This is a genomic window from Paenibacillus sp. JCM 10914 (genome assembly GCF_001315105.1).
Lineage (GTDB): Bacteria > Bacillota > Bacilli > Paenibacillales > Paenibacillaceae > Paenibacillus_AQ.
Genome location: NZ_BAZR01000014.1, coordinates 59,369 through 78,733, shown reverse-complemented (window position 1 = coordinate 78,733; position 19,365 = coordinate 59,369). Strand labels below are relative to the sequence as shown.

Here is a 19,365-nt window from a genome sequence, read left to right as displayed (position 1 = left end):
CTTGTTCATTCCTCCTGATTGTTCTCAATCCATAGCTTGATTCTGTCCGTACTCCACGGCTCATCATTCCCGCGTTCAATCTCTCCGAGTATATCCAAACGATAGGCTTGGTCCAGCAATCTTCTCCGAATCTCCTCGTCGCTTACTACGCTCTTAATGGTAGCCCTAATTCGGTAGAGTACATCCAAATATGACTCATACGCTTCGCCGAACTGCTCTTCCAACTGATCGCGAATGCGCATCGAGGCGATCGGCCCCGCGCCGGATGTGGACACCGCAAGTATCAGCCGTCCGCGTCTCATCACGGTTGGGTTCGTAAAAGAACCGCGTCCTCCATCACTTGATACGTTCACCAAGATGCCCAGGCGTTCAGCATCCTCCGCAATAATCAGATTGAGCTTGGCATCGTTCGTTGCCGCATGTACCAGAAAAGCCCCCTGGATTACATCAGCACCATACGTCCTCTGATCCCAGCGGAGCTGGCCGCGATCCACTTGTTGTTGCAAACTTTCACTTTTTATTACCGGGCTTACAATATGTACATTCGCCCCGACATCCAGCAAAGTTGATGCTTTACGTGCAGCGACCCTGCCGCCGCCAATGATCAAACAGCGGCGGTTTCTGCAATTCAGCAGAATAGGTATATTATTGTCATATGCCACCTGTCATCACACTCCCGACCAACTATGAAACGCCGACCATGAATTCAGAAAAAAATTCAAGATGATAAATCCGTATCCGATCAGCGCCCACGCCGCCGCTTCTCGTCCAGTACCCTTTCGGATTCGCCGTTTCACGAAGTAGATGATATACATCGCCAAAGCGACCAAGGTCGATAATACCTTTATATCCAGAAACAACGACCAACGTCCGGCGACTGCAACCGACAACCCTGCCATAAGGAGCGAAGTGACCAGAATCGACGTGCCTGTGATCAAGGCTTTATATGAATAGAGGTCCAGCTTCTCCAGGCTTGGCAGCCGCCTGACCGTATCATTCCATCGCTTCGTTTTGAGTTTCCAATGCAAAAACATATAAATCGCTGCCAGAACCGCCCCGAGTGTGAGGGCGGCGAAGCTTATGCTCGCAAGCGCAATATGAACCAGCAGCAATCGATGCTCAGTCTCCCAGCTGTATAGAGCGTTATCGCTTGTCGTAAACCACAGGCGGTTGACCAGCATAATCGTAAAGCCGATCAAATTCACCAGCAGGGCTACGAATTCCGAACGCTTAATATACGTAAGGACGATTGAGGTGAGCGTTATAAAGAAGGTAAGCAAAAATAAAAAATCAAATAATGTGAATACCGGAAGGTGAAAATGCCCTCCTTCCATCGCTCGAATCCCGATGCCCGCGAATTGAAACAACGCAGTAATAGCAAGAAGCCCTGTGCCTATCCGCTTCGCCACCGGATTGCGTGAAATACAATCCGAGATATAAAACAGAAGGCTCAGGGCATAGGTGCAAATGCCGGTGATATAAATTAGGTTTAACAGCATGGGATCCACTCCCCTTCTTAAAGGGTGGCTGGAGCCAGGGATACCTTGCGCGGTTTCTCCTCAGCCAGCTCCTCTGCTGGAGCAATCGTCTTCCGCTCAAATTGCGGGCTGGCTATGACGTTCTTGGTATGACTATGACTGCGGTTCTCCTGCTCGTTCTCCTGAATCAGGCTTTCCAGCGCAAATATTTGTGTGAAATAATCCAGCGCTTCCCCGCCCTGTTTATCACCTGTCATCTCTTTGATCCGGTTAATCGGATCATGCATCATCTGATTCACGATGCTCTTGGTTAAGCGACGGATGACCTTCTGCTGACGCTCATCCAGTTCTGGCAGCTTGTTGAAGAGGCTCTCCAGCGTTTCTTCATGAATCGCATTCGATTTCTCCTGCAGTGCCCGGATAGCTGGTCTGATCCCAAGCGTCTTCAACCAGGTATGAAAAGCATCCATTTCTTCTTGAATCATCACTTCGATCTTGGCGGCTTCCGCGCGACGCATCTCCATGTTCGTCTCCACAATTCCCTCCAGATCATCGATATCGTACAAGAATACATTCGATAAATCGCCGATGGCCGGATCAATATCCCGCGGTACGGCAATGTCAATCATGAACAGCGGACGCGATTGACGCCGCTTCATGCTCTCAAGCACACGATCCGCATTGAGCACATACTCGTTCGATCCTGTCGAGCTGATGATGATGTCCACCTCTTGAATTCGCTGCATCGCCTGATCGATCGTGAATGGAGCGCCTTGGAACTTACGAGCCAGTTCCTCCGCCCGGCCCAAGGTACGGTTCGCGACCATCACCTCAGCCGCCCCGTTGGCATACAGATGCTTCACGGTAAGCTCGCTCATCTTGCCTGCACCAAGAATCATGACTTTTTTATTATGAAACGTGCCGAAGATCCGTTTGCCTAATTCAACGGCGGCGTAACTTACGGATACCGCACTTTCGCCAATCGATGTTTCCGAATGCGCACGTTTACCGAGTGTCACCGCTTGTTTGAATAGCATATTGAACCACGTGCCGGTAGCTTGATGCTGTTGGGATGTCAGGAAAGCGTTCTTAACCTGTCCCAGTATCTGCGTCTCCCCAATGACCATCGAGTCCAAACCGCATGTTACTTTGAACAAATGAGAAATCGCTTGTTCGTCTTCATATATATATAGATGCTGCGTAAACTCTTCCCTGTTAATGCCGAACCACTGTTCCATAAAACTGCGGATAAAGTAGCCGCACATATGAAGACGGTCTACCACAACATAAATCTCGGTACGGTTGCAGGTAGCAACAATGACGCCCTCCAATACGCTCTTGGTCGAATTTAGCTGTTGCAACGCCGCTGGCATGTCTTTCTCCGCAAAGGTAAAGCGTTCTCTGACTTCCACAGGCGCCGTGCGATAGTTCAATCCAACAACGACGATGTGCATTGCAAGTTCACCTGCCTATTTCTACGAGTAGTGTTGCCGTCGTAACGGCCTGCCTTGACTTTGTTCATTATATCACAGTATGCCTTGATGCCCTGTCTATTTTATGAAATGTTTATGAAATCCACATCGTTCTTCATGCACTCATTCATTCCATAAATGAAACATTTGCATCTAATGACCACACCTTACTATTGTGGATATCATTCACTAGAGATATACGTATGAATTTCATCGATAGACCATTTGTCCATAAATCGGGAAGGATCATCGACTTGCCGCATGCGGTCAAAATAAAATAACCATGGAAATTCCCATGGTTATCAATATGCATATGGTTTAGACGACCTTCTTAAACGAGTTCAGCCTGTTTCATCTCGGGCGTCTCCACGGTCATTTCGCCGAGCCCGCGCACGAGTTTCTTAGCGTAGCATTTTTCAGGTTTCAAAGCGGATACCAGATAGTCAATTGCCAATTGCGGATCTACCGTATCACCGCAGGTGTAACAGTCAATCGCAGCAAAACCTCTCTCAGGGTACGTATGAATCGAGAGATGGCTTTCCGACAGCAACACAAGCACAGTCGCACCTTGTGGTTCGAACTGCTTGGACTGGACGGATAATACCGTTGCTCCACAAGCTTCAGCGGCTTCCACCATTTGTGCCTGTAAATATTCAGCACTGTTCAATCGTTCAAAATCGACTCCCCAAGTATCAACAGCAACGTGTCTTCCGAAAGTTGAGTATTCCATCTTCCGGTTTCCCCCTTCCTAGGAATAAAATGTTTGAAAAATTTCATCCGCTAGGACCTACGTCATTCACTTCCCGAGGGAATAATCTCTCGCAACATTACATGTCCTGAGTGAATCCTGGTTCCTATATTCTTTTCAACGAGATTAAAAATAACATCTATGACGATCAATTGCAACACCTTTTTGTAAATTAACCCTAAATAATTTACAGCTCAATATATGTAAGCCTGAGCAGAATGGTGCCGAAGTGCCTTGATAACAAATATGACTGTTCAGACCGCCATACTCGCCTCGTTTCACAGCAAATAACAAGGCCCTTCAACGCAAAAAAAGCCGCCCTCTGGGCGACTCTTCTAAGCTTCAAGCACAAACAGCCTCTGATTAAAACGTCTCAGCCGTTCATCTATCGTACGTATCGTATGATGGTCATGTCCTGCTGCATTTCGTTGGTCCAGAAGCATATTAATATGGTGCTGAATGGATACAATCTCCCGCTCTGCTTCATTGCTGTTGAATAGGCGCTGCAGCTCGCCTGCGGTATTCTTGTATTCGTAGATAACAATGCTGTCGTTACCGGCAATCTGCGTAATTCTATGCACCGTTCCGACGTGATAGTCGTAGCTCATCGTAAAACCGCGATAAATCCGATTCACTTTTCCGGTTCCCTTAAAAGCCGCAAACAATTTGCGTACGGCATTTGTTAGGCGTGGGGTAACCAATCGGCACGACAGCTCACAGACGTACAAGCCATTCTTGCGTTCAAAGGGCAAATGAACTTCTTCCCCGCTTTCATCTTCGAGCACAAACTCCTGCTCTCCGCTATCCATGACTTTGACCCGGTTTGTAACCCGGAAAGCTTGGGTATATTGCAGAAATTGATCCATTTGAACATCCGTCATTTGCATTGTGGCATTAACATATTCTGTGGCTAACCGCTGAGCCATACAAATCTCCCTCAATTCTTTTAACTTACTACCATTATACAGCAGACCCAAGCGGTCTTTCCTGCCGTCTAAATGAGAATATCCAGCAAATTTCATAAAAAAACGGAATTAACCGGAATCAGACTGACATTTCCCGCAAGATGCTCACTTTCCTGTTAAGAATGCACCGTTTCCCTATATTACACTCGAAAAAATACTGTAACCAGGAAGGGGATTTCCGTTCCCCTACTCTGCTGGCAAACCTTCTTCTAACGGTTCTTCGGGATCCATTGTACCCATATGAGACTGCATAATGGCCCACAACTCGTCCTTGCCTAGTCCAAGCTCGGAGGAGAACATTACAAAAGAATGATGTGGCTGGAAGTTTAACGTATCCTTCACGATCTTTACATGTTTATGGCGTCTGGTCTTCGGAATCTTGTCCGCTTTGGTTGCAACCACACACACTGGCCTGTTGTAATATTGCAGCCACTCATACATGCTGATATCATCCTTCGAAGGCGGATGTCGCAAATCGATGACGAGAAGCACCAGCTTCAACTCATCGCGACTCAACAAATACTTCTCAATCATTTCACCGAATGCAGCACGCTGGGTCTTCGATACCTTGGCGTACCCATATCCGGGAAAATCAACGAGATACAACTCGTCATTCACCTTGTAATAATTAAGCTGCTGAGTCTTGCCCGGAGTTGCACTTGTACGGGCCAGGTTTTTCCTAGATATTAAACGATTGATCAATGATGACTTGCCCACATTCGAACGCCCTGCCAGAGCAATCTCCGGCAAGGCGTCTTCAGGATATTGGGCAGGTACGACAGCACTGATAATAAATTCGGCTTTCGTCACTTTCATAAGACAGAATTCCTCTCTAATGCACTCCCGCCTGTTCTACGAGCGCATGCTCGAGAACTTGATCCATATGTGAAACTGGAACGAATTCAACGTCATTCTTTACGCTGTCAGGTATATCGCGCAAATCACGTTCGTTATCCTTAGGGAGCAATATTTTTTTGTAGCCTGCCCGATGGGCCGCCAAGGATTTCTCCTTTAAACCACCGATCGGCAGCACACGTCCGCGAAGTGTGATTTCTCCAGTCATGGCCACGTCGCGGGCTACATGACGTTTCGTTAATGATGATATAAGAGCCGTGGCTATCGTAATACCAGCGGAAGGTCCGTCCTTCGGAATGGCTCCTTCCGGGATATGGATATGAACGTCAAGCTTCTCATGGAAGTCAGGCTCTATCCCCAGTTCCACCGCCTTCGAGCGGGTAAAACTAAATGCGGCTTGAGCTGATTCCTTCATCACATCCCCCAGTTTACCCGTCAAGGTCAGCTTACCGGTACCAGGAACCACCGTTACCTCGATCGTCAGCGTCTCTCCGCCCACTTCGGTCCATGCCAATCCCGTAACCGTTCCAATCTGATCTTCAAGCTCCGCCATACCATATCGGAATTTGGCAATACCAAGATAGTCCTTGATATCATCTGCCTTAATTTCAATCGATGCCGATTCATGGGTCACGATCTGTTTCGCTGCTTTACGACACAAAGCCGCGACTTGCTGCTCCAGATTCCGCACACCGGATTCCCGGGTGTACTCCCGGATCACCTTCATGAGTGCTTCCTCTTCCAGAATAAGCTGTTCCGGCTCCAGACCGTGCTCGGCTTTTTGCTTTGGCAGCAGGTAGCGCTTGGCAATCTGGAGCTTCTCAAGCTCCGTATAACCCGGAATATTCAATATTTCCATACGATCCAGCAGCGGTCTCGGAATGTTATGCAGTACATTGGCGGTCGTAACAAACATTACGTTGGACAGGTCAAACGGAATTTCGACGAAGTGATCGCTGAACGTATTGTTCTGCTCAGGATCTAACACTTCCAGCAAGGCTGAGGACGGATCCCCGCGGAAATCGGAGGCCATCTTATCGATCTCATCCAGCAGGAAGACCGGGTTCATCGATCCGGCCGTCTTCATTCCCTGAATGATCCGGCCCGGCATCGCACCGACATACGTACGTCTGTGACCGCGAATCTCGGCCTCGTCCCGCACGCCCCCGAGCGATACGCGAACGAATTTCCGTTCAAGCGAACGGGCGATGGAACGAGCGAGCGAAGTTTTGCCGACACCCGGAGGTCCGACAAGACAAAGGATCGGCCCCTTCATCTTCTTCACCAACTTCTGAACCGCCAGATATTCGAGTACGCGTTCCTTCGGTTTTTCCAGCCCGTAATGATCCTCATCCAGCACCTGTTCGGCTTTGATGATGTCCAGATCATCCTCGGTCTTCTTGGACCACGGCAGTGCTAGGAGCCAGTCAACATAATTGCGAATGACTCCGCCTTCAGCGGAACTTGCCGGCATCTTCTCAAGGCGATCAATTTCCTTCTCTACCTTTTCCTCTACCCGCTCAGGCAGCTCCAGTTCCTGAAGTTGACCTCGCAGTTCCTCCACCTCGGATGTACGGCCTTCCTTATCACCAAGTTCTTTCTGGATGGCTTTCATCTGCTCGCGCAAATAATATTCCTTCTGGGTCTTCTCCATCTGCTTCTTGACCCGTTGGTTAATCTTGCGCTCAAGCTCCAGCACCTCACGCTCATTGTTCAAGATATCGAGCAAGGATTCCAGTCGTTTACGAACATCAATCGTCTCGAGAATCGCCTGTTTATCTTTAATCTTGAGCGACAAATGGCTTGTAATTACATCCGCCAGCCGGCCAGGCTCATCAATATCCGATACGGCAGCCAGCGTCTCAGGCGTAACCTTCTTCGACAGGTTAATGTAGTTCTCGAATTGAGACAGTACGGTGCGCATCAACGCGGATACTTCGGGGTCATGATTTTCTTGTTCCGGCAGTTCGCGGGCCATGACCTCGTAGTATTCTTCTTGATCCGTATATTGAATAATTTCCGCACGTTCCATACCCTCCACAAGCACACGTATGGTACCGTTAGGAAGTTTAAGCATTTGGCGTACATTGGCAACTGTGCCAATCTTAAAGATGTCATCCTGCGTTGGTTCTTCAATGTTCACTTCCGATTGAGAACATAGGAGAATCAAATTGTCTTCAACCATCGCCTTTTCTAAAGCCTTTACCGACTTCTCCCGGCCTACGTCCAAGTGAAGCACCATACTTGGATAGACAAGAAGACCTCTTAAAGGCAGTAAAGGAAAACGACGACCTTTGGATTTACTGGGTCCCATCGCTTTCGCACCTCCAATGGCTCTCAATGTTGACACTATTCCTATTTTATCAAATCCGCGTATAAAAAACCAACTATGTGATACTTAACAGCTCCCGGCGTCCGTCACCTTACTATTTCGCGGTGGCGTGGCCTGCAGCAATGAAGCAGACGAAGCCGGAAAAACCTCGCTACCAGGCAGTTGGATCACTTCCGGTGCAAACGATCCGCCGAACACTTGACTGAACACTTCGCTTAATGACTCCACAGGGATCACTCGCAGTCCACCCGTCAAATCCTGAAATAACGTCTGCCAATTGTCCTTGGGTATAATAACACGGGTCGCGCCTGCCTGAAACGCCGCTTCAACTTTGGCGATCACGCCGCCAATCGGCTTCACTTTGCCATGGATACTCATTTCACCAGTCATAGCAAGTTTGTTATCGACTTCGATGCCTTTAATCGCCGATACAATCGCAGTAGCCATCGCAATACCTGCGGAAGGCCCATCAATCGGCGTACCGCCTGGAAAGTTGATATGCAAGTCATAGTCCTTGGGAGCAAAACCCATGGACCCTAACACTGTAATGACGTTCTCGATGGAACCCTTCGCCATGCTCTTGCGACGAAGCTTCCGTGATCCACCGCCAAATTCCTCTTCGTCCACAACTCCTGTGATATTGTAGGTTCCACGTCCTTTTTCAACCGGGACGGCGGATACCTCGATCTCCAGCAAGGCTCCCATATTCGGACCATATACCGCCAAGCCGTTGATCACGCCTACCTGTGGCTTCTCCGGTATTTTACGATCCGGACGAGGCTGAAGCTGGCTGCTGCTGGCTACCCACTCTACGTCGGCTGCGCGAAGCGAGTCTCGCTTTTCCGTTAAGGCCAGGCCTGCCGCCAATTGAATCATATTAACGGCTTCCCGGCCGTTAGAGCAATACTGCTTCACCACATCTACGGCTTCGGGTGCAGCTGAAAGTCCAATCTTTTGGATCGCATCCTCGGCAATTCGTCCAATCTCTTCTGGAAGCAGCGGACGGAAAAAAATCTCCATGCAGCGCGAGCGGAGTGCAGGAGCAACTTCCTCAGGTGAACGTGTTGTTGCTCCGACGAGACGGAAGTCTGCCGGAAGCCCATTTTGAAAGATATCGTGAATATAAGCAGGCGTATTCGCATCCTCCGAGTTATAATATGCGCTCTCCAGAAGTACCTTGCGGTCTTCCAGGACTTTTAACAGCTTATTCATCTGAATCGGATGCAATTCCCCAATTTCATCAATAAACAGAATTCCGCCATGAGCCTTCGTAACCGCACCTGGCTTCGGTTGTGGAATCCCGGCAACTCCCATCGCGCCTGCACCTTGATAAATCGGATCATGCACCGAACCAATCAGCGGATCAGCAATACCGCGTTCGTCAAACCGTGCCGTCGTGGCATCGATTTCGGTGAATTTGGCGTCATGCTTAAATGGTGATTGCGGATTTTTCTTTGCTTCCTCCATGACTACGCGCGCTGCTGCTGTCTTGCCGACCCCTGGAGGTCCATAGACGATGACATGCTGCGGATTCGCACTGCACAGTGCGGCCTTCAAGGCGCGCAGGCCATCCTTCTGCCCCACGATATCATCCATCGTCTGTGGCCTTGTCTTCTCAGCCAATGGCTTGGTCAAAGATACAGAGCGAAGCTTGCGCAGCTTATCAAGCTCTTTGCGCGATTCCCGGTCCACTGCCGTCTTGCTTGTCTTCTGGCCACGTAATAAGTTCCAAAAATAAATGCCGATGATGACTGCAAAGAACAGCTGCACCAGCATTATCACAATACTTAAATTCATAGGTCATTCCTCCTGTGTCTGCTTATGTCTTCATCGAAACGTTAATACATGGTAGTATTACCGATTAGTTTCATGGTAAAACGCGATATGCAGAACAATTTGTTCTGAGGGGATGATATGAACAGGATGCTGGTAAGATAACTATATTAACAGATTAGATTATTGATCTTCTTAAGAGAGCTGATGGTATGGTTATGGTGAGACGCTCCGTGTACGTATCGTTCCTTCGATCGCTGTTGTCCCCAAATTTCAGTCAAGATTCTCCCGTGGGAGAAACTCGGGGACAAAGGCGACCACTTGCGTTTCTACGGAATCGATTCGTCCGCTTCGCTGCTTCAGCGGTTGGCATCCTGCTCATATTATGGGGGCGGGGAGAGGGAAGAGCAGAGCTTCTTAATAAATAGAAACTCATAATTAGCAGCAACAAAACGGCAGTCTCTTCAAAGAGACTGCCGTTAATATGAGTAAATCAGTTGTTAGTTATCAAGCTTAAACCGTGGTTTTGTGCTTGCGGCCCGGAATTTCGCCCGTCTCCTCATACACTCGCACGATGTTATCGATTTCCTTTTTCAGTTCCTCAACCATCGTAGCTTCCGGAACTTTGCGAATCATCTCTCCATAACGGAAGAGCAGACCCTCGCCCCGTGCGCCAGCAATTCCGATGTCGGCCTCTCTCGCCTCGCCAGGTCCGTTTACGGCACAGCCGAGAACAGAAACCTTAATCGGAACTTTAATCTTCGAGATGTACTCCTCTACTTCATTGGCAATGGAGAATAGATCAATATCCAGTCGTCCACAGGTCGGGCAAGATACCAAGGTTGCTGCGTCCGAAATCAAACCGAATGATTTGAGAAGCTCCCGCCCAACTTTGATTTCCTCTACGGGATCTGCGCTCAAAGAGATCCGCATCGTACTGCCGATACCAAGGGACAAAAGTGCCCCTAAACCAGCCGCACTCTTCACGGTACCTGAGAACAGAGTGCCAGCTTCGGTAATTCCCAGATGAAGCGGATAAGGGATTACTTCAGCAGCTTTCGAATACGCTGCAATCGCCATCGGAACGTCAGACGCTTTCAGCGAAACGATAATATCATGGAAATCCAGCTCTTCCAAAATACCGATATGATACAGCGCGCTTTCCACCATGGCCTCCGGTGTCGGATAGCCGTACTTCTCAAGAAGATGGTTCTCCAGCGAACCGGCATTAACACCGATTCGAATCGGGATACCTTTCTCTTTACATGCTTTGACGACAGCCTCGACCTTTTCCCGCTTACCGATATTGCCCGGGTTAATCCGGACTTTATCGATTCCGTTCTCGATCGCGATCAGCGCAAGCTTATAGTTAAAATGTATATCCGCGACGAGCGGAATATGAATGCGTTTCTTGATTTCCTTAATGGCCGCAGCGGCTTCCTCGTTGTTCACCGTTACCCGGACAACCTGGCACCCGGCCTCTTCGAGGCGAAGAATCTCTGCAACTGTTGCTTCGACATCCGCTGTTTTGGTTGTACACATGCTTTGAATAATGACTTCGTTCTTCCCACCAATCGTGAGATTCCCCACCTTAACGGGCCGTGTGTCTTGTCTCAAAAACATGGATCAATCTCTCCCATACAACGCCAAAGCTCCACCTCAGTTCCGGCCGCTGGCCAAAACTGGAAGTGGAGAATAGCGTAGATTTATTCCACGCCTGTTGCGCTAAAACGCATCAGGCGCTTTCTTCTTGTTTCTTGTCGTCCTCACTGTCTTTGCTTTGCAATTCTGGAATGACCTTATCCTTAACAACTTGCTCTGTGATAACACAATCCTTGATGTCGTCACGAGATGGCACTTCATACATGACATCCAGCATGATTCCCTCAATGATAGAACGCAATCCACGCGCACCCGTATTGCGTTTGATCGCCTCACGAGCAATCGCTTCAAGCGCACCAGCTTCAAACTTGAGGTTGACATTATCAAACTCAAGCAGCTTCTGATACTGCTTCGTCAAAGCGTTCTTCGGCTCAGAGAGAATCCGAACCAACGTAGTCTCATCGAGCGGCTCCAGTGTGGACACTACCGGCAGACGACCTACGAATTCCGGAATCAAACCGAACTTAAGCAGATCCTCCGGCAATACCATCGTCAAGTATTCACCCGGTTTCAGATCCTTCTGACCTTCTCCGGACGCATTAAAACCGATTACTTTCTTACCGATCCGACGTTTAATGTATTGCTCCAACCCGTCAAATGCACCACCGCAGATGAACAGAATGTTCGTCGTATCGATCTGGATGAACTCCTGGTGCGGATGCTTGCGCCCGCCTTGTGGCGGAACAGAAGCAACGGTGCCTTCCAGGATCTTCAGCAAGGCTTGCTGCACGCCTTCACCGGACACGTCGCGCGTGATGGATGGATTCTCGGATTTACGAGCCACTTTATCAATCTCGTCAATATAGATGATTCCGCGTTCTGCTTTCTCCACGTCGTAATCAGCGGCCTGGATCAGCTTGAGGAGAATATTCTCCACATCTTCACCAACATAGCCTGCTTCGGTTAGTGAAGTTGCATCCGCAATGGCAAACGGAACATTAAGAATCTTCGCCATCGTTTGCGCCAACAATGTCTTACCGGAGCCTGTAGGGCCGAGCATCAAGATATTACTCTTCTGAAGCTCCACGTCCTCGATCTTGCTCTGCGTGTTAATTCGTTTGTAGTGGTTATATACGGCAACCGAAAGAGACTTCTTCGCCTGGTCCTGTCCAATGACGTACTGATCGAGAATATCCCGGATTTCACGCGGTTTCGGAATATCTTTCAGATCTACCTCTTCCTCATGACCGAGCTCTTCCTCTACAATCTCAGAGCACAGATCGATACATTCATCACATATATATACACCGGGCCCCGCAACCAACTTGCGGACTTGCTCCTGCGATTTGCCGCAGAAGGAGCATTTCAACTGCCCTTTGTCATCGTTAAATTTAAACATGCGTTTACCCCCCCTTATGATTTGGTCGGTGAAGACAGAACATCATCAATAATACCGTACGCCTTCGCTTCGTCCGCGCTCATAAAAAAGTCGCGGTCCGTATCGCGTTCGATTTTTTCAAGGGGCTGACCCGTACGTTCCACATAGATCTGGTTCAATTTATGTCTCGTCTTGATGATCCAATCTGCATGAATTTGAATATCGGATGCCTGACCTTGAATACCGCCAAGCGGCTGATGGATCATGACTTCACTGTTCTCCAGCGCATAGCGTTTGCCTGGCGCTCCTGCCGTAAGCAACAGCGATCCCATGCTGGCGGCCATGCCGACGCAAATGGTTGATACATCAGGTTTAATCAACTGCATCGTATCATATATACCCATCCCGGCTGTAACCGAACCGCCAGGAGAATTGATGTATAAAGAGATGTCTTTTTCTGGATCTTCCGCAGCCAGAAACAGCAGCTGGGCAATAACAAGATTAGCGACATCGTCATCGATCGCACTGCTGAGGAATATAATGCGATCCTTCAGTAATCTTGAGTAGATATCGTAAGATCTTTCGCCTCTACTGGTTTGCTCCACAACCATAGGTACAAGACTCATGCGACCAACCTCTTTTCCTTGGAAAATATACTACAGCGTTACACAAGATATTCTAACATGTTCACAGCACGATGTCATTTTTTAACCATGTTTACATTCTATGAACTTGCCAAGAATTATATCCTGCCACCATCATTCATTATGTATGTCGAATCCAACAACCAATTCGTGTCATATTTAGTAACAAATTGGCTATTCTTAGGTAAAAATAAGGCACGCATGAAATGTACGTGCCTTATCCAATGTAAGAGCAGCTTCGGCAGCTGCCTATTTAAATTATTCTTCAGTCGCAGGCTCTTCTACTTTAGGCTCAACCGGTGCGCCCTCTACGCTGTTTTCCAGCAAGAAGTCAATGGTTTTGCGGAGCAGAAGCTCTTCACGAAGGCTATCGAGCGAACCGTTAGCACCCAGGATGCTGCGGATCTCATCAACAGAGCGCTTGTACGTATCTGCCATGTTGTCGAGCTCTTTGTTGATTTCTTCTTCGGATACCTCAAGTTTTTCTTCTTTGGCGATTTGCTCAAGCACCAGATTGTTGCGAACGCGCTTCTGAGCATCGTCCTTCATTTGTCCTTCCAGATCCTCGTTGGATTGGCCGGAGAAGCTCAGGAACATCTCAAGGTTCATCCCTTGCTGGCGAAGACGGTTGTCGAAATCGCGCATCATGTTTTGAACTTCGGATTGAATCATAGCTTCTGGAATTTCGATCTCAGCGTTAGCTGCGGCTTTCTCAACAACTTCGTTCTCACGAACGCCTTGAGCTTCTTGCTCTTTGCGAGTCAGCAATTGCTTCTTCAAATCTTCTTTGTACTCGTCAAGTGTATCAAATTCGCTTACATCTTTAGCGAACTCATCGTCCAGTTCAGGAAGTTGCTTACGCTTGATTTCGTGCAATTTGACTTTGAATATAGCTTGTTTGCTAGCCAGTTCCTCGGCATGGTAGGTCTCAGGGAAGGTTACTTCCACATCCTTAAAATCGCCAGTTCCCAGTCCGATAACTTGATCTTCGAAACCAGGGATAAAGGTGTTGCTTCCAATCTCAAGGGAATAACGCTCTGCTTGTCCACCTTCGAACGGTACGCCGTCAACGGATCCGTCGAAGTCAATGACAACGGTATCGCCGGATTGTGCAGTACCTTCGTCAATAACGCTGAGCTCAGCGTGGCGCTGTTGCAGACGCTCCAACTCTTCCGCAAGCTCTTCATCAGAAACTTCCGCTGTAACCGCTGCTACTTCGACTCCCTTGTAATCACCAAGTTGAACTTCAGGTTTCACGGTTACTTTTGCTTTGAATTTAAAAGTTTCGCCTTTAGCGAATTGCTCGATATCAACCTCTGGACGATCCACAGGGAAGATATCAGCTTGCTCTACAGCCTCGCCGTACACTTCAGGCAGCAGAATGTCAATTGCATCCTGGTACAAACTCTCTACGCCGTAGCGAGCTTCGAAGATCGGACGAGGTACTTTGCCCTTACGAAATCCTGGTACATTTGCTTTTTTAGCTACTTTATTAAAAGCTTTGTCGAGGGCGGACGCAACGCGCTCCGCATCAACCTCAACGTCAAGAACGCCAAGGTTCTTCTCTATTTTTTCCCAAGTTGCTTTCATTTATGCTTTCCCCTCCAAAATAATTCACGTGGTCGGCGCAATAATCTATCACGTACCGAATAACCACTATAGTATAAACAACATTAAATCCTTTTTCAAGGGTGAACCCGGATGCGATGATAACGTAAACGATTTCCAGCTAGCAGTCTGCTATTCTTCCACCCCTGCTGAAACAAATTGCATAAGAGAACGGTAGGCCCCTTCGTATCGGAATCGCATCGTGTCTGTGATTCCGTACAATCTGCGAATCTCTTCCTCGTTGCGAAATCCCTTCAGGCTCTCAGAAATGACATCATGTAGAGCTGCCGCCCAAATATCCAGCATGGAGTCATCTTCGTTCTGCATGGAGAAGTAATCGGTTGTACCGTAGATAGCCATAATGAACTGAGACCATAGCTCCTGAGCAAAATAATACAAGGTGGGCTCGTGTATTTCGGTTTGATCCGCCACCCGCTCCAGAATCTTGTTCATTGCCAGCGGAAAATCTTCTGGGGACAAAGGCACCGCATCAATCTCGATCTCTACGGTTTCCTGCCCGCGTGTGAGACTGACAACCCCATCCATGCCCCTTCTGCGCAGGGTTTGCAGAACCCGGAATTGCAGCAAGGGATGCAGTGGGGTCTCACGCAGCCAATCGGTTAGAGCGGCGTCAATTTCAGGGCGTTCCAGATAGGCAAGCTGCTCAAGCGCCAGTATCGTCTGCTCCGTTAGTGGCCCGTTCATGACAGACGCCAGCAATTTGTCGGCATAACCCGCGTCTTGAGCGGCTTTTTGGTTAACCATCTGCCGCGTCATTTCCGCTTCGTCCGGGTCATCCTCTTCAGGCTCGGAAGGAGCACCTTCGGAGGCGGGTACAGCCGCTTCCGGAAAGGCGGCTTCGAGCCATTCAAGAAGCGATTGCCACTCTTCGTAATTGCGCTCGTTCTGTCCGCTGCACTGGAGGAGGAAACGCAGCACCCCCATCGCTTCACCGTACCGTTCATTCTCAAGCATAACCGTAAGCTGAATCTGATAGTAGTCCAGCGTCTTCGGTAACAGGATGATGTTCTTATCCTCTTGTTCTGGGAAGTAAGAGTCCTTGATAAGGACACCTCCTTTCTGATCCTGCTCGTCATAATCGTAGATTATAGCATATGTATAGCCAAGATAAAAAAACGAGGATTCCGTACCGTCAGCACGGTCACCGTCATCCGATAACGATCTAATGATCAAGTCGTGTATCTTATCAATATAACCCCGAATGGTATCGGAATAATCCTGCAATCCCTAAAAAATGAACCAGGTAAAATTATGATTGAATTTCCCCTCCCCGTGTGATAAGATAATTCCTGCTTGAAAAAATCATGTCCCAGTAGCTCAGCTGGATAGAGCAACGGCCTTCTAAGCCGTCGGTCAGGGGTTCGAATCCCTTCTGGGACGTAACAAAGAACACCGTCAATTGACGGTGTTTTTTTGCGTCCCATGGGATGAGAACCCCGAGTAGGGGCCCGCCTGCGAATAATCTTCAGTAGATATGCTTCGCAGTCGGCCAGACAGGGCCGTATCCCACTTGAACTTTTTATTGCGTCCCTATCTCCACGCACTAATTCGATCCGATTTATGAACGAACATCGAGGATAATGCCTTCGTTCTGGCAGTGAGCAGCATCTTTCGGCCTTCCGGTGTACGCGTGTAGACAAGCTCGGCTGGACCTACATGCTTGCGCCATGATTCCACAAATCGTTCGGCATTCTCTTTACGCCGTCCGATCTCTTCGGGAACCGCGTGATAGTCACGCTTCGTGACAAACCAGCTCTTTGATTCACGATATAGAAGATAACGGGGGTTCTCTATTGGATCCAGCACCTGCTGCAGAGCAAGAAGAAAGACCGTTTTTTCTTGGGTACTGCCATCCCGAAGCCAGCAAACAACCGCACCGCCTTCCTCTTCCGCCTTGATGCGATGAATGCTCGGCTCCTCCCCCATAAGCTCCATGCGGTAAAGAGTCGAATAAACAGCGAGTCCGACCTGGCGGATACTGCGATCCAGAGACCGGTGACGCACTTTCATTTTAATCGCTTTATAGATCCATGGACTTGAGACGAGGAGAGCTATAACGAGCGGGATCAGCATCTTAAACCAGGTTGGTGCATCCATACTCAGCAGCCGCGGCGAGAGGACCGCCTCCCCCCATGCGCCAATTGCCAAAAATATCCCAAACATAAATACAGCCTTGATGGTATGGGAAAATATATACGGTCTGGGCATGCTCTCTTTCGTAACCGTAAGTTCCTCCGTCATGGAGGAATGCAGACCGATTGCGGCGTCCCAACGCTCCTTCAGAAGATGCCGCTCCTTAGCTCTTCTTAGAGTATCTTGGTTATAAGCATCGATGCTCCGCGCAGTCTGTCTTTTTCTTACATCCAGGCCCATACGATCCATTCCGGATTCAATCTTCTGATACGTAACCGATAGGCCAACCAAAGACCTGAATCTTCGGGCTAAGGAAGCCAGGTCCTCCCCACCATCGATTCCGCTTGTATCAACGCACGCTAAATGCCATATCGCCCCCGTCTTGTCCGGATTACCGCGCTGAGTCCGAATGGCCCTTCCTCTCATCTGGTTCGATAACATAAAGGAGCCGACATAGGAAGCCATGATCAGGGAATTGATTCCCGGCGCATCCCATCCTTCGCCTAACAAGGCAGCCGTCCCCACCAGTATCTCAATCTCTCCTTGCGCAAATACTTCGGTCACGATCGCTACGATAGTCGAACGATTGGAATCTCTTACATCTACCGTGACGAAACGCTCATCATGCACCAAAGGCTTGGTCGACAGCTGAACCCCGCGCCGACTCGCACCCTCCGTGGCCAGCGGCAGGGCAGATGCCGGTAACACAACAAAAGAACCTGTTAATATGCCAATAGGCAGCCTGTCGGCTAGCTTCAGCTTTCCAGCCTCAAGCAGCTGCCTGCGAATCATTTCGAAGATTGGAACGACGCCCAACCGAGTGAGCGGGTTAAGATCATCTCCGTGTCTAGGCAGATCGTCCTTGCGAATATAATCCGTCAAAATAACCATGCGCAGACGTTCCTCCAGGACAGAGCGCTCAAAATCAAGTATTCGTCCGATGCTGTGCAGCTTGGAGACGCTCTGTACCAGCATCTTGTCAAAGGCCGGCGTCGACCTGAGATAGACCCTGCGCCGCTCAATCATACCCATACGACTCATATGCTTCTGCCAAGCCTTGATCTCGGGCTGTTCATGGTCCACGTGAGGATCCCTATATAGAACGCCAGTCAGCAGCTCCTCGAGCCATTCCTCCGTGAAATCAGGTACTTCCTTCTCCTTCATCCCCAGGAGTTTCACCGCTTCTTTCCATTCCGGTTGATCGGCAGCACGTAGATAAATGACCATGCTGGAGTAGTACCCCGGTGATGATAGGATATCTTCTATGTAAGTATTCGACTGTGCAATCCATGGATGATGAACAAGCAAGTTTGCCAAAAACGCATTCTGCACCATATCGTCTTTCAACTGTGCTGCGTCTGTGCGAAACTTGCGTATTCTTGACGCTTCATCGGATGTCGGTGTGGTGAGGCTTATATAATCCTGATGCGGACACAGCTCACCGTGGCGAACTAACTCAGGCACGCTGATCTCTTCATCGATCGGGCCGCAAAGTTCAATATAGCGCTGCCACTCTCTTGGACTCACATCGTACGGTGGTGTTGCGGTAAGCGCGATTTTGGTAGGTTGGTCGAGCATGCTGCACAACTGCATGGCGCTTTGCCACCAAGACACCCTTAAATGATGCGCCTCATCAAAGATAAGGGTATGCACACCGATTTCCGTCCATTGCCGGATGGTCTCCAGCGCTTCCGTGTGGCTGTTGATCTCTTCCAAATCATCTCCCTGACCTGCTTCCTCCGTCGGTTCGGGATCGGCACCGTCTCCATCTTCAGGCAGATTGTTCTCCCCTGCGGTGCTTAACAAGCGATGTAAGGCTCGATACGTAGTGATCGTCACCAACGCCGGCTGCTTGAGCGATGTCGAAATCCAATCCGGGGTATCCTCGCTGTCTGGCAAAAAAAGTTCTACAAACCGGCTCGCCCATTGCTGCTTAATCGTCAAGGTAGGCGCCAGTATAATCGTTGGTCGGTTTATGCGAAGCATGACCTCAAGTCCGAGTACGGTTTTGCCGGAGCCTGGTGGTGCTACCAGATGCAAATGGCGGTTTTTTAAATGCTCGTCCAGTCCATCCAATATCCTTTTTTGATAAGAACGCCAAGTATACCGGAAGGATAAATGGTCAGGAAAAGATTTCATTTTCTTGTCTAAAATGAATGACACCTCGTTTCTTTGTAGAGCTTCTATCCCCAATCAAAAAAGTAACGATACTATCTATTATAAGGGAATCAGAAGCTGTTTTCCGCATGAACTTATTGGTGATTCCTATTAATTTAATAGAATTTATATATTTTACATATAAAGAAAGCCGTGTAACAATAACCATACGTTAAATCCAATATTTGTTGTATGAAAG

14 protein-coding genes and 1 tRNA gene are annotated in these 19,365 nt (G+C 48.7%); 1 reads left to right on the top strand and 14 read right to left on the bottom strand.

The window, feature by feature from the left end; translation table 11 throughout:
• Positions 1–5: 5 nt before the first annotated feature.
• The 13 genes from JCM10914_RS16315 to JCM10914_RS16255 all read right to left on the bottom strand — a co-directional run bounded on the left by JCM10914_RS16315 (position 6) and on the right by JCM10914_RS16255 (position 15,830).
• Positions 6–662, bottom strand: a complete 657-nt coding sequence (locus tag JCM10914_RS16315) for a bifunctional precorrin-2 dehydrogenase/sirohydrochlorin ferrochelatase (protein ID WP_023962943.1) — start codon at positions 660–662, stop codon at positions 6–8.
• Between the two features lie 6 nt (positions 663–668).
• A complete protein-coding gene (gene ccsA, locus JCM10914_RS16310; protein WP_036718592.1) occupies positions 669–1,499 on the bottom strand; it encodes a cytochrome c biogenesis protein CcsA in 831 nt (276 codons plus the stop codon).
• A gap of 17 nt (positions 1,500–1,516) precedes the next feature.
• Positions 1,517–2,932 carry a glutamyl-tRNA reductase gene (gene hemA, locus JCM10914_RS16305; RefSeq protein ID WP_023962939.1) on the bottom strand — a complete coding sequence of 472 codons (1,416 nt, stop codon included), beginning with the start codon at positions 2,930–2,932 and terminating at the stop codon, positions 1,517–1,519.
• A 349-nt stretch (positions 2,933–3,281) separates the two neighbouring features.
• Positions 3,282–3,680 (bottom strand): adenosylmethionine decarboxylase, encoded by a 399-nt coding sequence (speD, locus tag JCM10914_RS16300; protein WP_023962935.1) that lies wholly within the window; start codon positions 3,678–3,680, stop codon positions 3,282–3,284.
• Positions 3,681–4,033: 353 nt separating this feature from the next.
• Complete coding sequence (locus JCM10914_RS16295) at positions 4,034–4,624, bottom strand: hypothetical protein (protein WP_023962933.1); 591 nt, start codon at positions 4,622–4,624, stop codon at positions 4,034–4,036.
• 225 nt (positions 4,625–4,849) lie between these two features.
• Positions 4,850–5,479 (bottom strand): ribosome biogenesis GTP-binding protein YihA/YsxC, encoded by a 630-nt coding sequence (gene yihA / locus JCM10914_RS16290; protein WP_023962931.1) that lies wholly within the window; start codon positions 5,477–5,479, stop codon positions 4,850–4,852.
• Between the two features lie 16 nt (positions 5,480–5,495).
• A complete protein-coding gene (lon, locus tag JCM10914_RS16285) occupies positions 5,496–7,832 on the bottom strand; it encodes an endopeptidase La (protein ID WP_023962929.1) in 2,337 nt (778 codons plus the stop codon).
• A gap of 84 nt (positions 7,833–7,916) precedes the next feature.
• Positions 7,917–9,647 (bottom strand): ATP-dependent protease LonB, encoded by a 1,731-nt coding sequence (gene lonB / locus JCM10914_RS16280; protein WP_023962928.1) that lies wholly within the window; start codon positions 9,645–9,647, stop codon positions 7,917–7,919.
• A gap of 489 nt (positions 9,648–10,136) precedes the next feature.
• Positions 10,137–11,246, bottom strand: coding sequence for a flavodoxin-dependent (E)-4-hydroxy-3-methylbut-2-enyl-diphosphate synthase (ispG, locus tag JCM10914_RS16275; RefSeq protein ID WP_023962925.1), 1,110 nt, complete (start codon positions 11,244–11,246; stop codon positions 10,137–10,139).
• A 112-nt stretch (positions 11,247–11,358) separates the two neighbouring features.
• Positions 11,359–12,624, bottom strand: a complete 1,266-nt coding sequence (gene clpX / locus JCM10914_RS16270; RefSeq protein WP_023962923.1) for an ATP-dependent protease ATP-binding subunit ClpX — start codon at positions 12,622–12,624, stop codon at positions 11,359–11,361.
• A gap of 14 nt (positions 12,625–12,638) precedes the next feature.
• The gene (clpP, locus tag JCM10914_RS16265; protein WP_036718588.1) at positions 12,639–13,229 is read right to left on the bottom strand and encodes an ATP-dependent Clp endopeptidase proteolytic subunit ClpP; all 591 of its coding nucleotides are present in this window, start codon (positions 13,227–13,229) and stop codon (positions 12,639–12,641) included.
• A 276-nt stretch (positions 13,230–13,505) separates the two neighbouring features.
• Positions 13,506–14,837 (bottom strand): trigger factor, encoded by a 1,332-nt coding sequence (gene tig / locus JCM10914_RS16260; protein WP_023962921.1) that lies wholly within the window; start codon positions 14,835–14,837, stop codon positions 13,506–13,508.
• Between the two features lie 150 nt (positions 14,838–14,987).
• Positions 14,988–15,830: a hypothetical protein gene (locus JCM10914_RS16255; RefSeq protein ID WP_036718617.1), complete on the bottom strand. Its 843-nt coding sequence runs from the start codon at positions 15,828–15,830 to the stop codon at positions 14,988–14,990.
• Positions 15,831–16,182: 352 nt separating this feature from the next.
• On the opposite strand from JCM10914_RS16255, the gene JCM10914_RS16250 reads away from it, so the two are divergent.
• Positions 16,183–16,256: transfer RNA gene (locus JCM10914_RS16250), tRNA-Arg, on the top strand.
• A gap of 150 nt (positions 16,257–16,406) precedes the next feature.
• Here JCM10914_RS16250 and JCM10914_RS16245 read toward each other — a convergent pair.
• Entirely contained in the window at positions 16,407–19,148 is a 2,742-nt protein-coding gene (locus JCM10914_RS16245; protein ID WP_036718585.1) for a DEAD/DEAH box helicase family protein, read from the bottom strand.
• Between the last annotated feature and the right edge of the window lie 217 nt (positions 19,149–19,365).

Excerpts from the sequence above, each read along its gene's own strand:
- ispG (WP_023962925.1), bottom strand. The coding sequence starts at position 11,246 with ATGTTTTTGAGACAAGACACACGGCCCGTTAAGGTGGGGAATCTCACG.
- tig (WP_023962921.1), bottom strand. The coding sequence starts at position 14,837 with ATGAAAGCAACTTGGGAAAAAATAGAGAAGAACCTTGGCGTTCTTGAC.
- JCM10914_RS16255 (WP_036718617.1), bottom strand. The coding sequence starts at position 15,830 with ATGCTTGAGAATGAACGGTACGGTGAAGCGATGGGGGTGCTGCGTTTC.
- clpP (WP_036718588.1), bottom strand. The coding sequence starts at position 13,229 with ATGAGTCTTGTACCTATGGTTGTGGAGCAAACCAGTAGAGGCGAAAGA.
- JCM10914_RS16245 (WP_036718585.1), bottom strand. The coding sequence starts at position 19,148 with ATGAAATCTTTTCCTGACCATTTATCCTTCCGGTATACTTGGCGTTCT.
- JCM10914_RS16295 (WP_023962933.1), bottom strand. The coding sequence starts at position 4,624 with ATGGCTCAGCGGTTAGCCACAGAATATGTTAATGCCACAATGCAAATG.
- lon (WP_023962929.1), bottom strand. The coding sequence starts at position 7,832 with ATGGGACCCAGTAAATCCAAAGGTCGTCGTTTTCCTTTACTGCCTTTA.
- clpX (WP_023962923.1), bottom strand. The coding sequence starts at position 12,624 with ATGTTTAAATTTAACGATGACAAAGGGCAGTTGAAATGCTCCTTCTGC.
- speD (WP_023962935.1), bottom strand. The coding sequence starts at position 3,680 with ATGGAATACTCAACTTTCGGAAGACACGTTGCTGTTGATACTTGGGGA.
- lonB (WP_023962928.1), bottom strand. The coding sequence starts at position 9,647 with ATGAATTTAAGTATTGTGATAATGCTGGTGCAGCTGTTCTTTGCAGTC.
- hemA (WP_023962939.1), bottom strand. The coding sequence starts at position 2,932 with ATGCACATCGTCGTTGTTGGATTGAACTATCGCACGGCGCCTGTGGAA.
- ccsA (WP_036718592.1), bottom strand. The coding sequence starts at position 1,499 with ATGCTGTTAAACCTAATTTATATCACCGGCATTTGCACCTATGCCCTG.
- yihA (WP_023962931.1), bottom strand. The coding sequence starts at position 5,479 with ATGAAAGTGACGAAAGCCGAATTTATTATCAGTGCTGTCGTACCTGCC.